The sequence below is a fragment of the Streptomyces sp. NPDC042336 genome (assembly GCF_055581985.1).
This window is the reverse complement of the sequence record NZ_JBVJEA010000001.1, coordinates 946294-959338: the sequence shown is the minus strand read 5'-3', so window position 1 is coordinate 959338 and position 13045 is coordinate 946294. Positions and strand designations below refer to the sequence as shown.

Genomic DNA, 13045 nt, shown 5'->3' with positions numbered 1-13045 from the left:
CTGAGGCGGCGTACGACTGCCCGCAGCGGCGGCGGCTATGCGTAGAACAGCTCCTCCACCACCGTCCGGGCCCGGCGGGCCGTGCGGCGGTACTCGTCGAGCATGTCGCCCGCGTGACCCGGCCCGTGGCCCAGGTAGCGCCCCACCGCCGCCAGCTCGCGCGGGTCGGTCGGGAAGGTGTCGCCGGCCCGCCCGCGGACCAGCATCACCGCGTTGCGGACCCGGGTCGCCAGCACCCAGGCCTCGTCGAGCGTGGCGGTGTGCTCCTCCGAGACCAGCCCCGCGTCACGGGCCGCGGCCAGCGCCGCCCGCGTCCTGGTGGTCCGCAGCCCGGCGATCTCGTGCCCGTGCCGCAGCTGGAACAGCTGCACGGTCCACTCCACGTCGGACAGACCGCCCGGCCCCAGTTTGGCGTGCAGCTTGGGGTCGGCCCCGCGCGGCAGCCGCTCGGACTCCATGCGGGCCTTCAGCCGCCGGATCTCCCGTACGGCGTCCTCCTCCAGCCCGCCCTCCGGGTACCGCAAGGGGTCGATCAACTCGATGAAGCGCCGTCCGAGGTCCTCGTCCCCGGCGACGAACTCGGCCCGCAGCAGCGCGTGCGACTCCCACCCCAGCGACCAGCGCCGGTAGTAGGCCTCGTACGACTTCAGGGTCCGCACCAGCGGCCCCGACCTGCCCTCGGGGCGCAGGTCGGCGTCGATCAGCAGCGGCGGGTCGGCGCTCGGCACCTGGAGCAGGCGCCGCATCTCGGAGACGACCTTGTTGGCGGCGTCGCCCGCCTCCCGCTCGTCCACCCCGTCCCGGGGCTCGTGCACGAACAGCACGTCCGCGTCCGAGCCGTAGCCCAGCTCGTGTCCGCCGAAGCGGCCCATGGCGATGATCGCGAACCGGGTCGGCAGGACGTCGCCCCACTTCTCCCGCACCACCGCCCGCAGCGTCCCCGCCAGGGTCGCCGCCGTCAGGTCGGACACGGCGCCGCCGACCAGGTCCACCAGCGCGCCCTGGTCGGCCGCGACGGGCCGGGCCTCGGTGCCGTAGGAGCCGACGATGTCCGCGGCGGCCGTGCGGAACAGCTCCCGGCGCCGTACGCCGCGCACCGCGGTGACGGCCTGTACGGCGTCGTCGGCGCGCCGGACCGCGGCGAGGGTCTCCTGCTCCAGCTGGGCCCGGCCGCGCGGCCGCAGTCCCCCGGCGACGCCGTCCCCGAGCAGCGCCACGGCCTCCGGGGCACGCATCAGCAGGTCGGGGGCGAGCCGCCCGGCGGAGAGCACGCGGGCCAGGTTCTCGGCGGCCGCGCCCTCGTCCCGCAGCAGCCTGAGGTACCAGGGGGTGGTGCCGAGCGCGTCGGAGACCTTGCGGAAGTTCAGCAGTCCGGTGTCCGGGTCCGCGGAGTCGGCGAACCAGCCGAGCAGCACGGGCAACAGGGTGCGCTGGATGGCGGCCTTGCGGGTGACACCGGAGGCCAGCGCCTCCAGGTGCCTGAGCGCGGCGGCCGGGTCGGCGTAACCGAGGGCGACCAGGCGCTCCCGGGCCGCCTCGGGGCTGAGCCGGGCCTCGCCGGGCGCGAGCTGGGCGACGGCGTCGAGCAGCGGCCGGTAGAACAGCTTCTCGTGCAGCCGGCGGACGACGGCGGCGTGCCGCTTCCACACACGCAGCAGTCCGGCCACCGGGTCGGTGCGCATGCCCAGGGAGCGCCCCATGCGGCGCAGGTCGGCCTCCTCCTCGGGCACGAGGTGGGTGCGGCGCAGCCGGTGCAGCTGGATGCGGTGCTCCATGGAGCGCAGGAAGCGGTACGCCTCGTCGAGCTGGGCGGCGTCCGTACGGCCGACGTAGCCGCCCGCGGCGAGCGCCTCCAGCGCGTCCAGCGTCGTGCCGCTGTGCAGGGAGGTGTCCGCCCGCCCGTGCACCAGCTGGAGCAGCTGCACGGCGAACTCGACGTCCCTCAGGCCGCCCGGCCCGAGCTTGAGCTGCCGGTCGACCTCGGCGACGGGGATGTTCTCCACCACCCGGCGGCGCATCTTCTGCACGTCCGGGACGAAGTTCTCGCGGTCGGCGGCCTGCCACACCAGCGGCTGGAGGGCGGCCACGTACTCGGCGCCGAGGCCGGGGTCGCCGGCCACCGGGCGGGCCTTGAGCAGCGCCTGGAACTCCCAGGTCTTGGCCCAGCGCTGGTAGTAGGCGACGTGGCTGCTGAGGGTGCGCACCAGCGGGCCGTTGCGGCCTTCGGGGCGGAGGTTGGCGTCGACGGGCCAGATCGAGCCCTCGACGGTGGTCTCGGAGCAGATCCGCATCATGTGCGAGGCCAGCGAGGTCGCGGCCCGCAGCGCCTTGGTCTCGTCCACGTCGGGGCCGGCGCCCTCCGCGGGCTCGCCCACGAAGATCACGTCGACGTCGGAGACGTAGTTCAGCTCGTGCCCGCCGCACTTGCCCATCGCGATCACCGCCAGCCGGCACCGCGCGGCGTCCTCGGGGGCGGCGGCCTCGGCGAGGGCCAGGGCGGCGCGCAGGGTGGCGGTGGCGAGGTCGGCCAGCTCGGCGGCGGTCTCGGCGACGTCGATGGTGCCGCACACGTCGCGGGCGGCGATGGACAGCAGGCAGCGCCGGTAGGCGACGCGCAGGGACACCGGGTCGGTGGCCTCGGCGAGTCCCCGCTCGAACTCCTCCACCCCGCGGTGCAGGTCGCGCGGCTCGTACGTGACCAGGGTCCGCCAGTCCCCCGCGTGCCGGGCGAGGTGGTCGGCGAGCGCCTCGGAGGCGCCGAGCACCCCGAGGAGGCGGTCCCGCAGCGGCTTGGCCGCTATCAGGGTGTCCAGCAGCTCCTGGCGGGCGGTGGGGTCGGGCTGCGCCTCGAGCAGCCGCACCAGTCCGTGCAGGGCGAGGTCCGGGTCGGCGGTGGCGCCCAGCGCCTCCAGGAGCACGGGGTCGGCGCGCAGCTCGGCCAGCTCCGCCCCCTCCAGCAGCCGCTCGGCGGCCGAGGGATCGGTGAAGCCGTGCCGCAGCAGCCGCGTGAAGGTACTGCTCCTGCGCCCCGGCGCCGTCATCTCGCCCTCCAGTCGGACTGCGGGGCACGTGGGCCCGGTCGGATCAAGGTCGTACGGGCTGAGCGTAGCCGGGGAACGGCGTGCGGGCGCCGGGACGTACCGCTCCCGCTTTCCGGTGGACCGCTCCAGACTCGTACGATATCTTGTACAAGCCGAGGAAGGGAGGCACTGGTATGTCCATCACCGCCAGCGAAGCCCGTCAGAATCTGTTCCCGCTGATAGAGCAGGTCAACGAGGACCACGCCCCGGTGCACATCACCTCCCGCAAGGGGAATGCCGTGCTCATGTCCGAGGAGGACTTCACGGCGTGGACGGAGACGGTGCACCTCCTGCGCTCGCCGAGGAACGCCCGGCGTCTGCTCGACTCCATCGCCGAGGCCGAGGCGGGCGACGCACGGCAGCGTGAGCTGATCGACCCGGACGCGGAGCGGGCGTGAGGATCACTTTCACGTCCCACGGCTGGGAGGACTACGTCCACTGGGCCGAGAGCGACCGGAAGGTGACCAAGCGGATCAACAGACTGATCGCCGACATCGCCCGTGACCCGTTCAAGGGCATCGGCAAGCCGGAGCCCCTCAAGGGCGACCTGTCCGGCTACTGGTCACGGCGCATCGACGACACGCACCGTCTTGTGTACAAGCCGACCGATGACCTGCTGGTCATCGTCCAGGCGCGCTACCACTACTGACACTCGCGCACCACTGACGCCCGCGGCCGACGCGGGCCGAAGGAGTCATGCCATGGACTTCACGCTCGAAGTCGTCCCGCTCCCCGTCACCGACATCGACCGCGCCCGGGACTTCTACCGCGACAAGGTCGGCTTCCACGTCGACATCGACCAGGAGGTCATGCCGGGCATGCGGATCGTCCAGCTGACGCCCCCGGGCTCCGGCTGTTCCCTCGCCCTCGGCGACGCCATCTGGGACATGGCGCAGGGGCAGACCCGGCCGGAACCGGGCTCGTACCAGGGCCTCCAGCTCTGCGTCGCCGACATCAAGGCGGCCCACGCCGAGCTGACCGCGCGGGGCCTGGAGGTCTCCGAGCCGGTGCAGTACGCCCCGGACGACGGCGCCACCTTCATGTACTTCAAGGACCCGGACGGCAACGGCTGGGCGATCCAGGAGTACCGGCGCCGGGTGGCGGAGCCGCTGCACAAGGTGCTGGCCGACCTCAAGCGCGGAGGCTAGCCGGTACGGGGGCCGCCCCGTACGGGGTTCCGCCGCCTCAGCCTCTCTCCCGCCAGCGGTTGGTGACCGGCAGGCGGCGGTCCTTGCCGAAGCCCTTGGACGAGATCTTGGTGCCCGGCGGGTACTGCCGCCGCTTGTACTCGGCGGTGTCCACCATGCGCAGGGTCCGCGTCACCAGCTCCCGGTCGTACCCGGCGGCGACGATCTCGTCCGCGCCGCGGTCCCCGTCGACGTACAGGGCGAGGATCGCGTCCAGCACCGGGTAGTCCGGCAGCGAGTCCGTGTCGACCTGGTCCGGGCGCAGCTCCGCGCTCGGCGGCTTGGTGATCGAGTTCTCGGGGATCGGCGGGGTCCGGCCCAGGGCGGCGGCCGCGCGGTTGCGCCACTCGGCGAGGCGGAAGACCGAGGTCTTGTACACGTCCTTGATGGGCCCGTACCCGCCCACCGAGTCGCCGTACAGCGTCGAGTAGCCGACCGCCAGCTCCGACTTGTTGCCGGGGGCCAGGACCAGGTGGCCCTCCTGGTTGGAGAGCGCCATCAGCAGCGTGCCGCGCAGCCGGGACTGGAGGTTCTCCTCGGCCAGGCCGGTCAGCTCCAGCGCGCCCGTGTACGCGTCGAACATCGGCTCGATGGACACGGTGCGGTAGTCGAGGCCGGTGCGCCGGGCCAGCTCGGCCGCGTCGTCCCTGGAGTGCTGGGAGGAGTACTTGGACGGCATCGAGACGCCGTACACGTGCTGGGCGCCGAGCGCGTCGCAGGCGATCGACGCGACCAGCGCGGAGTCGATGCCGCCGGACAGTCCGATCAGCACCGAGCGGAAGCCGTTCTTCGTGACGTACGCGCGCAGGCCGACGACGAGCGCCGAGTAGACCTCCTCGTCGTCGTCCAGCGGCTCGGCGTGGCCGCCGGACAGCCACGGCCCGGCGGCGGGCTCGGGCGCCGGCCGCTCGGAGAGCACCACCCGGTCGATGCGCAGCCCGTCGTCCACGACGCCCGTGGGCGGCTCCGGCTCGGCGGCGGGCAGGTCGAGGTCCAGCACCACGCAGCCCTCGGTGAACTGCGGCGCCCGGGCCAGGACCGTCCCGTCCCGGTCGACGACGATCGAGTCGCCGTCGAAGACCAGCTCGTCCTGCCCGCCGGTCATGGCGAGGTAGGCGGTGGTGCACCCGGCCTCCCGGGCACGCCTGCTCACCAGCTCCAGCCGGGTGTCGTCCTTGTCCCGCTCGTACGGGGAGGCGTTGACGGAGAGCAGCAGCCCGGCGCGTGCCGAGCGGGCCGCCGGCACCCGGCCGCCGTCCTGCCACAGGTCCTCGCAGATGGCCAGCGCCACGTCCACGCCACGCACCCGCACCACGGGCAGGGTGTCACCGGGCACGAAGTAGCGGAACTCGTCGAAGACGCCGTAGTTCGGCAGGTGGTGCTTGGCGAAGCTCAGCGCCACCTCGCCGCCGTGCAGCACGGCCGCCGCGTTCTGCGGGGCGCCGGCCGGCTGGCCGTACCTCGGCTGCGCGGTCGCCGAGCGGTCGAGGTAGCCGACGACCACGGGGACCCCGCCGAGGCCCTCGTCCGCCAGCCGGCCCGCGAGGGAGCGCAGGGCGGCGCGGGAGGCCTCGACGAAGGACGACCTGAGGGCCAGGTCCTCGACCGGATACCCGGTCAGCGTCATCTCCGGGAACGCCACCAGGTGTGCTCCCTGGTCGGCCGAGTGCCGGGTCCAGCGCAGGACCGACTCGGCGTTGGCGTCGATGTCGCCGACGGTGGAGTCGATCTGGTTCAGGGCGAGTCGTAGTCGAGGCACGCGTCCACTGTAATCGTCAGAACGACGCGATGGGGCGCCGGACGTGTTACCGCCTCATGTCCGGGACCTCACGCAGGTCGCTTCATGTGCGCGGTCTCACGTCCGCGGCTTCGCGCCCCGCTCGGCCAGCAGGTCGGCCATCAGCCGGATCTCCGACTCCTGCGACTCCACCATTCCCTGGGCCAGCCGCTTCTCCACGCCGACCGTGCACCTCTCGACGCACCCCTCGGCCATGTGGACGCCGCCCTTGTGGTGCTCGGTCATCAGCTGGAGGTAGTAGACCTCGGCCTGCTTCCCGTCCAGCGTCCCGAGCTTCTTCATCTCGGCGTCGGTGGCCATCCCGGGCATCAGCGACCCCTCACCGGCGGAGGGTGCGTCGCCCATGTCCATCCAGGTCATCGGCGGCTCCGAGGACACCTTGGGCAGCGCCCACAGGTCCAGCCAGCCGATCATCATGCCGCGCTGGTTGGCCTGGGTCTGCGCGATGTCGTACGCGAGGCGCCGCACCTCCTCGTCGTCGGTGCGGTCGCGCACGATGTACGACATCTCCACGGCCTGCTGGTGGTGGACGGACATGTCCCGCGCGAACCCGGCGTCCGCGGAGTCGGCGGCCGGGACCGTGCCGCCGCCGTCGTCCCCGGCGACCGCGTAGGTGATCCCGCCGGCCGCGACGAGCACGGCGGCCGCGGCCCCCGCGATCCAGCCGGCCCGCTTCGTGGTCACTGGGACAGCCCGTTGGTGCACGCGGCCCCCGGCTCGGGGGTCTGCCGGCCCTGGACGAACTTCTCGAAGAACTTGTCCACGTTCGGGTCGTCGGCACCGGTCACCGTGCGCTGGTGCCCCCAGGCGGACAGCACGATCGGGTCCTTCTGCTTGTCGTCGGGGCTCATCAGCGAGTACGGCGTCTTCTTGACCTTGGCGGCCAGCTTCTGGACGTCGGCCTCGGGGGCCTTGTCGGTGTACGTCACCCAGACGGCACCGTGCTCCAGGGAGTGCACGGCGTTCTCGTTGTTCAGCGGCTTGGTGTAGACGTCGCCGTTGCAGTTCATCCAGACCTGGTTGTGGTCGCCGCCGACCGGGGGCTCGACGGGGTAGGTGACCTTCTTGGTGACGTGGTTGCGCCCCAGGTCGCCCTTCCAGGTCCGCACGCCGTCCGCGCCGGTCTCGAACTTTCCGGAGGTCTTGGCGTCGGAGGCCGTGTCGCCGGAGGAGTCGTCGGACTGCGACCGGACGAGGAGGACGCCGCCGACGACGAGACCGGCGACGACCACGGTGCTGAGCGTGATCGTGAGGATCCGGTTCCTGCGGTCGCGGGCCTCCTCGGCACGCCGCATCTCGGCTATGCGGGCCTGTCGCGCCGCGTTGCTGCTCTTCTTGGCGGAACCCATGGGGTGTTGCCCTTCTGGGAAGACTTCTGGAGACGGACGAGCGTGAGGTCCGCTGATCGTAATGGCGCGGAGCCCGACCTTCGTAGGGCGGGCACAGGATCTGTCCCGGCCGGAGCCCCGGAATGGCCCGATCGAACAGGTGGCCTCTACGCTGCGGTCACGGGGTGGGCCGGCCGACGGAGGTCCGCAACGCACACGTAACGGCGCTGTGGTGTGATGCTCAGGTGCCCGACCGCCTCCCGCCGTACCGGAGACAGGCGGCCTGACCAGCAAGGATGGGGAAGCGGAAGATGGACAAGCAGCAGGAGTTCGTGATCCGGACGCTGGAGGAGCGCGACATCCGGTTCGTACGCCTGTGGTTCACGGACGTTCTGGGCTTCCTCAAGTCCGTCGCCGTGGCCCCGGCCGAGCTGGAGCAGGCCTTCGACGAGGGCATCGGTTTCGACGGCTCCGCGATCGAGGGCTTCGCCCGGGTCTACGAGTCCGACATGATCGCCAAGCCGGACCCGTCGACGTTCCAGGTCCTGCCGTGGCGCGCGGAGGCCCCCGGCACGGCCCGCATGTTCTGCGACATCCTCATGCCGGACGGCTCGCCGTCCTTCGCGGACCCGCGGTACGTCCTCAAGCGCGCCCTGGCCCGCACCTCCGACCTGGGCTTCACCTTCTACACCCACCCGGAGATCGAGTTCTTCCTGCTGAAGGACAAGCCGGTCGACGGCTCGGTGCCCACCCCCGCCGACAACTCCGGGTACTTCGACCACACCCCGCAGAACATCGGCATGGACTTCCGCCGCCAGGCGATCACCATGCTGGAGTCGATGGGCATCTCGGTGGAGTTCTCCCACCATGAGGGCGCCCCCGGCCAGCAGGAGATCGACCTGCGCTACGCGGACGCGCTCTCCACGGCCGACAACATCATGACCTTCCGCCTGGTCATGAAGCAGGTCGCGCTGGAGCAGGGCCTCCAGGCCACCTTCATGCCGAAGCCGTTCTCGGAGTACCCCGGCTCGGGCATGCACACCCACCTCTCCCTCTTCGAGGGCGACCGCAACGCGTTCTACGAGTCCGGCGCGGAGTACCAGCTCTCCAAGGTCGGCCGCTCCTTCATCGCGGGCCTGCTCCGCCACGCCGCGGAGATCTCCGCGGTCACCAACCAGTGGGTGAACTCCTACAAGCGCATCTGGGGCGGCACCGAGCGCACGGCGGGCGCCGGCGGCGAGGCCCCGTCCTACATCTGCTGGGGCCACAACAACCGCTCGGCCCTGGTCCGCGTCCCGATGTACAAGCCCGGCAAGACCGGCTCGGCCCGCGTCGAGGTCCGCTCCATCGACTCCGGTGCCAACCCGTACCTGACCTACGCCGTCCTCCTCGCCGCCGGCCTCAAGGGCATCGAGGAGGGCTACGAGCTGCCGCCGGGCGCCGAGGACGACGTCTGGGCCCTCTCGGACGCGGAGCGTCGCGCCCTGGGCATCGAGCCCCTCCCGCAGAACCTGGGCGAGGCCCTCGCCCTGATGGAACGCAGCGACCTGGTCGCCGAGACCCTGGGCGAACACGTCTTCGACTTCTTCCTCCGCAACAAGCGGCAGGAGTGGGAGGAGTACCGGTCGCAGGTGACGGCGTTCGAGCTGCGGAAGTCGCTGCCGGTGCTGTAGCCGGGCCGGGGGGCGGCAGGCTGGCCGCCCCCCGGTTCAGTCGTGGGGGACTTCCTCGATCACCGTCTCCGCGAACCGCCACGAGCCCCGGTTCCCCAGCGCCTCTGCGCGCAGCCCCATCTCCCAGGCGATCCGCGCCGCCCGTTGCTGCGGGACGTCGGGGTACTCCTCGGGCTGGACCTTGATGTAGCCGCGCCGGTCGGCCGTTTGGGTGCGCAGCACTTCGCGCAGCTTCCGCTCCTGCTCGTCCGGCGTACTGGAGTCGCCAGTGATGTGCCGGTACACCTTGCCCGTGCCGGCCGGGCGCTTCCGTTCCTCCCGTCGGCTCGCGGCGTCCGATCCGCGCCATGTCATCCACCCGACCGCACCGAGCGCGGCAAGGCCCGCCGCCCCCGCGCCGAGCAGCTCACCGGTGGCGTCCGCCTGCCCCGGCGTCCGGGGGCGGAGTACCCCTTCCGGGTCCGCGACCACGGTCAGCACCTGGCCGACGTCGTAGAGGTCGGTCGTCGTCTCCAGCTCCGGCCCGGGCACGCGGGAGCCGTCCTCGCGCCGCAGCTCGTAGTGGGAGTGGCGGGCCTTGCGCCCCTGGGCCGGGTCGAGCCGCTCCTTCACCACCGTGGCCGTGACCTCCTCGCCACGTTGGCGCAGCGTGAGGTCGTCGCGCCCCAGGTCGAAGACGTACACCGACACCACGGAGGTCAGCACGACGAACAGCGCCGCGTATGTGCTCGACTCCCGAGCACCGAGTCTCCGGATCAGTGCGACGAGCAGCAGTCCGTGCACAATCCACAGGACGATCTCGACGAAGGGCCCGGTCCCGTCGGCAAGGAGGAACATCGCCGCGACAACGGCGATCGTGTAGCAACCGATACCGACCGCGAGCAGGGCAGGATACTTCGCACGCCTCACGCGGGCCTCATCCTTCGCCTGCCCGATGCTGATCACGCTCGTTGCTCCGTTCCTCCGGCGTCCTGGACTGCGGCCTTCACGGCACTCTCCACCCTCGGTTCCTCATCCGAGATCGACTTCATGATGCCGCTGAGCACTTCGAGGTATTCGTTCCAGTGCTCACGGTCTTCGGTCATGAAGACGAAGAGGACCGACCCGGGCCCGGCCTTCAGCGGAACGCTGAGTTGCACCTGCCGCATGGTGGCGGGTACGGATTCCTCCTGCCCGAAAAGTGCACCCGGGATCTCCAGCTCCAGGTCCCGGATACATAAGGCGGCCATGCCGTACGGGAGCATCACCATTCCCACCTCGGCGTCCGGATGCTGCTCACGCCATTGAACAGCCGTGCGCTTCGCCGAGCCGCGTCGGTCCTGGAAGTCGGGGCCCGTCTCCGGCCGCTCGACCATCACGCAGAGGGTGCCCTGCGAAAGCTGGTCGTCAGACATGCGCAACAGACAACTGGATACGTGAGCGGCACCCGCCTCGAGGGGTTCACGTGACACCATGCCGGGGCCAGTCGGTGCACCGTCCCGGCTTCCCGGCAGAGCGGGAGCGCTCAACGAGCGGTCCCTGAGGGGAGCTTCCACAGGCGTACGCCGTGGTGTGCCCCGGGGTCGTTCGAGGGGCCGTACTCGTCCGGGGCGTCGGAGTCCTCGTCCGGTTCGTCGACGCCGCCGAGGGTGGTGCCGGCGAGGAAGCGTCCGTCCGGGCTGAATGCCAGTTCCCGGATCTTGTCGTCGCCGTAGCCGCTGTCGTCGTCGGAGAGGATGGCGCTCGGCCTGCGGTCTGCCAGGTTCCACAGCAGTACCCCGCCGTCGGCGGTGACTGCGAGGCTCCGGCCGTCGGGGCTGAAGGCCAGGTCCCGGGCCTGGACGCGGTCGTTGGCCAGGGTGGCCTTGAGGCGGCCGGTGGCCACGTCCCACAGCCGGACGTCGCTGTACGGTCCGCCGGTGGCGAGGGTCTTGCCGTCGGGGCTGAACGCGACGGCGTAGGTGACGTCGTCGAGGGCGAGGTTGCGGCGGGGGTCGCCCTGGCCGTAGGGCTCCGGATCGAGCCGGGTCAGGTCCCACAGCTTGGCCGGCTCGTTGTTCGGGTAACTGCGCTTGTCGGAGGGGTCGCCGACGGTGGCGAGGGCCTTGCCGTCGGGGCTGAACGCCACGTCCGTCGTGCGCACCTCCTGTGTGAAGTGGGCGCGCGCGTCCTCGCTGCGGCTGTCGACGTCCCACAGCTCGGACCCGATGATGTCGCCGAGGGCGATCCGCTTGCCGTCGGGGCTGAGGGCGATGGCGTAGGTGTGTTCCTCGATGCGGCGGATCTCCCGTCGCCCTGCCACGTCCCAGACGCCGACCAGGCTGTTGTAGGTCCTCGCGGCCAGCGTCTTCCCGTCGGCGCTGAACGTCACGTTGAGGACGCTCATCGGCTGCCCCGACCGGTCCTTCTCGACGAGCGTGGCGCGCACCTTGCGCGTGGTGACGTCCCAGAGCCTGATCCTGCCGTCCTCTCCCCCGGTGGCGAGCGTCCTGCCGTCCCGGCCGAACGCGATGCCGGTGCTCCCCTTGGCGAAGATGTCGGTCGCCGCGACCACGGGATACGGCTGCTTGCTCTTCGGGGGCTTCTTCGACGACGGCAGCAGCACCGCCACCAGTACGCCGACCAGGGCGATGACACCGACGACGCCGAGCAGGGCGACGTACGGCGGGGTGGACGGTGGCGCGGGGTCGGCGTCCGGTGCCGGGGTGCGCGCCGGGGCGGTGGCGGTGGGCGCGTCCGGGCCGGTCGCCGGGGGCGCGGACACGACGGTGGGCGTGCGGCCGTCGTCGAAGTCCCCGTTCGCCGCCCGGCCGCAGAGCCGGACGACCTCGGCGGGCGTCGGCCGCAACGCCGGGTCCTTCTCCAGGCAGCGGGTCACCACGCCGCGCACGGGCGCCGGGCAGCCGTCGAGGTCGGGCGCCGCCTCCAGGATCCGGTACGCCACGCCGTGGTCGCTGCCGCCGCCGAACGCGAGCCGTCCGGTGGCGGCGAAGTGGGCGACGAGGCCGAGCGCGAACACGTCACCGGCCTCGGTGACGTGCTGGCCCCGGATGTACTCGGGTGCCATGTAGGCGGGCGTCCCGGCGCGCATGCCCGTGGCGGTCACGGCGGTGACGTCCGCGGCGCGGGCGATGCCGAAGTCGATGACCTTGGGTCCGTCCGCGGTGAGGACGATGTTGGCCGGCTTCAGGTCCCGGTGGATCACTCCCGCGGCGTGGACGGTCTCCAGCGCCTCGGCGACCCTGGCCGTCAGCGTGAGCACCTCGTCGGCGGGCAGCGGCCCCCGTTCGCCGACGGCGTGCTGGAGGGAGGGTCCGGGAGCGTAGGCCGTGGCGAGCCATGGCTCCTCCGCCTCCAGGTCCGCCGCGACGACGGGCACGGTGTAGAGCCCCTGGACGCGCCGGGCCGCCGCCACCTCAAGCGCGAAGCGCTTGCGGAACTCCGGGTCGGCGGCGTACGCACGGTGGATGACCTTGACGGCCACGGCGCTCCCGGCGGGCGTACGTCCCAGGTAGACGCGGCCCATCCCGCCCTCGCCCAGCAGCCTCTCCAGCCGGTAGGGACCGATCGCCGCCGGTATGCCACCGGCGGCCGGGTCAGGCCTACGGTCCGTCATCCCGCGAGCGCTTCGGTGGATGCGGTGCAGCGGATCATGACTCTCCAAGCCTCTGCTCGACTACGGCCCCCGACTCCGAAACGCGCGAGCCTGGGCCCGGATCATGCCATAGCACGACTCGCGGGCACCGGCGCGTTCTCGGAAGGCGACGGCGGCCGGTGGCGTGTCACACCCCGGCCGGCCGGGGCCCGTTCCTGGATCGGTCCCGGAAAACCCGTGAATCTCCACAGCGTTCATCGCTCGGTCGCACGGTCGGGCCCCGGCGGCGGCCCGCTGGGCAGGCGGCCCGCGCCGCGGCGCCGACGAGCCCGCTGCCCTCGGTGGGTGGCGTGAAGATCCGGCCGCTTTCCCTGACCGCATTCACACACTGGTGAATCCGGCGAC

Annotated in this window: 11 protein-coding genes; 4 read left to right on the top strand and 7 right to left on the bottom strand. The window is 71.9% G+C overall.

The genetic code is table 11. The features are described from left to right. Positions 1 to 35: 35 nt before the first annotated feature. Positions 36 to 3041, bottom strand: coding sequence for a bifunctional [glutamine synthetase] adenylyltransferase/[glutamine synthetase]-adenylyl-L-tyrosine phosphorylase (locus ACZ6IM_RS04455; protein ID WP_052839934.1), 3006 nt, complete (start codon positions 3039 to 3041; stop codon positions 36 to 38). Between the two features lie 173 nt (positions 3042 to 3214). On the opposite strand from ACZ6IM_RS04455, the gene ACZ6IM_RS04450 reads away from it, so the two are divergent. Genes ACZ6IM_RS04450 through ACZ6IM_RS04440 form a run of 3 tightly spaced genes read left to right on the top strand, consistent with a single transcriptional unit; the run spans position 3215 to position 4228 of the window. Beyond that, positions 3215 to 3478 (top strand): type II toxin-antitoxin system Phd/YefM family antitoxin, encoded by a 264-nt coding sequence (locus tag ACZ6IM_RS04450; protein ID WP_052839935.1) that lies wholly within the window; start codon positions 3215 to 3217, stop codon positions 3476 to 3478. Then, complete coding sequence (locus tag ACZ6IM_RS04445) at positions 3475 to 3729, top strand: Txe/YoeB family addiction module toxin (RefSeq protein WP_030189135.1); 255 nt, start codon at positions 3475 to 3477, stop codon at positions 3727 to 3729. The genes ACZ6IM_RS04450 and ACZ6IM_RS04445 overlap by 4 nt, the downstream gene beginning before the upstream one ends. Positions 3730 to 3781: 52 nt before the next feature. Then, a complete protein-coding gene (locus tag ACZ6IM_RS04440) occupies positions 3782 to 4228 on the top strand; it encodes a VOC family protein (protein ID WP_052839936.1) in 447 nt (148 codons plus the stop codon). 37 nt (positions 4229 to 4265) lie between these two features. Here the strand turns inward: ACZ6IM_RS04440 and ACZ6IM_RS04435 are convergent, their stop codons facing one another. The 3 genes from ACZ6IM_RS04435 to ACZ6IM_RS04425 all read right to left on the bottom strand — a co-directional run bounded on the left by ACZ6IM_RS04435 (position 4266) and on the right by ACZ6IM_RS04425 (position 7414). Further along, entirely contained in the window at positions 4266 to 6026 is a 1761-nt protein-coding gene (locus ACZ6IM_RS04435; RefSeq protein ID WP_052839937.1) for an NAD+ synthase, read from the bottom strand. Positions 6027 to 6122: 96 nt separating this feature from the next. Continuing rightward, positions 6123 to 6749 (bottom strand): DUF305 domain-containing protein, encoded by a 627-nt coding sequence (locus ACZ6IM_RS04430; RefSeq protein ID WP_052839938.1) that lies wholly within the window; start codon positions 6747 to 6749, stop codon positions 6123 to 6125. After that, the gene (locus ACZ6IM_RS04425) at positions 6746 to 7414 is read right to left on the bottom strand and encodes a DUF3105 domain-containing protein (RefSeq protein ID WP_052839939.1); all 669 of its coding nucleotides are present in this window, start codon (positions 7412 to 7414) and stop codon (positions 6746 to 6748) included. The genes ACZ6IM_RS04430 and ACZ6IM_RS04425 overlap by 4 nt, the downstream gene beginning before the upstream one ends. A gap of 290 nt (positions 7415 to 7704) precedes the next feature. On the opposite strand from ACZ6IM_RS04425, the gene glnA reads away from it, so the two are divergent. Further along, the gene (gene glnA, locus ACZ6IM_RS04420; RefSeq protein WP_052840241.1) at positions 7705 to 9066 is read left to right on the top strand and encodes a type I glutamate--ammonia ligase; all 1362 of its coding nucleotides are present in this window, start codon (positions 7705 to 7707) and stop codon (positions 9064 to 9066) included. 36 nt (positions 9067 to 9102) lie between these two features. Here the strand turns inward: glnA and ACZ6IM_RS04415 are convergent, their stop codons facing one another. From ACZ6IM_RS04415 to ACZ6IM_RS04405, 3 genes are all read right to left on the bottom strand, one after another. Continuing rightward, positions 9103 to 9975 carry a hypothetical protein gene (locus tag ACZ6IM_RS04415; RefSeq protein WP_052840242.1) on the bottom strand — a complete coding sequence of 291 codons (873 nt, stop codon included), beginning with the start codon at positions 9973 to 9975 and terminating at the stop codon, positions 9103 to 9105. A 32-nt stretch (positions 9976 to 10007) separates the two neighbouring features. Further along, on the bottom strand, positions 10008 to 10460 hold the full coding sequence (locus tag ACZ6IM_RS04410) for a hypothetical protein (protein ID WP_052839940.1): 453 nt from the start codon (positions 10458 to 10460) through the stop codon (positions 10008 to 10010). Positions 10461 to 10570: 110 nt separating this feature from the next. Beyond that, positions 10571 to 12661: a WD40 repeat domain-containing serine/threonine protein kinase gene (locus ACZ6IM_RS04405; protein WP_469554163.1), complete on the bottom strand. Its 2091-nt coding sequence runs from the start codon at positions 12659 to 12661 to the stop codon at positions 10571 to 10573. Positions 12662 to 13045 lie beyond the last annotated feature (384 nt).